Below are 1,293 nucleotides of genomic sequence, written 5' to 3' on the forward strand. Positions count from 1 at the left end.
CGGCTGACAGTGAGGATGTGACGTGGTGACGCTCCCGGTGGGTCTGACCCCTCGGCTGACTGACGTCTCGACTGTCCTGTTTGGGATTTGTCGGCCCTTCGGGTGTCACCACGCACGCGGCCGGACGGGCGTTTGTGACTTCATAGGAGCTTGGTCCAGAAGCCCCGTCACTGTCTTGTCCACCCGCCCGACCGGCGCGTGCCGCCCTCGGTACGGACGAACAAGGACGGACATGACCAGCATGACGCACGACGCCCCGCAGATCACCGGCGGAGTCGATACCCACGGCCTGACCCACCACGCCGCAGTGATCGACTCCATCGGCCGGCATCTGGCGGACCGGGAGTTCCCCACCACGGTCCGCGGCTATCGGGATCTGCTGGACTGGATGCGCTCCCAGGGGAACGTGGCCGCGATCGGAGTGGAGGGCACCGGTGCTTACGGGGCCGAGCTCGCCCGCGTGCTGACCGCGGCCGGGGTCACGGTCGTCGACGTCGACCGGCCGGACCGCAAGACCCGGCGGATGAAGGGCAAGTCCGACCCGATCGACGCTTACGCTGCCGCGACGGCCGTGCTCTCGGGCCGGGCCACCGGCACCCCGAAGAGTCGGGACGGCGTGGTCGAGGCGGTCCGCGTGCTGCGGCTCGCCCGCCGAAGTGCGGTCAAGGCCCGCACCCAGGCCATGAACCAGATCCGCGGCCTGCTCGTCGCCGCCCCGGCGATGCTGCGGGAGCAGACAGACGGTCTGGACCGGGCCGCATTGATACGGACCCTGGCCCGGCTGCGGCCCGGTGACGACCTGTCCCGCCCGCTCGCCGCGACCAGGGCAGCCCTGCGACGGCTCGCCCGCCGCCACCAGGCCCTGGACCAGGAGATCACCGAGCTCGACGCGGAGATCGGCCCGCTGGTGAAGCAGGCCGCCCCGGCGCTGCTGGACCTGTTCGGCGTCGGTCCCGAGACCGCCGGTCAGCTCCTGGCATCGGCCGGGGACAACCCCGAACGCATGCGCTCCGAGGCGGCCTTCGCGCACCTGGCCGGAGTCGCTCCGATCCCGGCGTCCTCCGGCCGCACCCATCGCCACCGCCTCAACCGCGGCGGCGACCGGGCAGCGAACAATGCCCTACACACCATCGTCCTGACCCGCATGCGCTTCGACGAACGCACCCGCGCCTACGTCGAACGCCGCACCAAGGAAGGACTGAACAAGAAGGACATCATGCGCTGCCTCAAGCGATTCGTCGCCCGCGAGGTCTACCGCGCCCTGACCACCACACCAACGGAACGAATCACCCA

Annotated in this window: 1 protein-coding gene; it reads left to right on the plus strand. The window is 70.4% G+C overall.

Annotated elements, in window-relative coordinates; genetic code table 11:
* Nucleotides 1-232: 232 nt before the first annotated feature.
* Nucleotides 233-1,293 (plus strand): IS110 family transposase (locus tag ACIF9R_RS38325; protein WP_399987749.1); only part of this gene is annotated, 1,061 nt, incomplete at its 3' end.

Origin of the sequence: Streptomyces sp. NPDC086080 (assembly GCF_044540255.1) — a bacterium.
GTDB lineage: Bacteria > Actinomycetota > Actinomycetes > Streptomycetales > Streptomycetaceae > Streptomyces.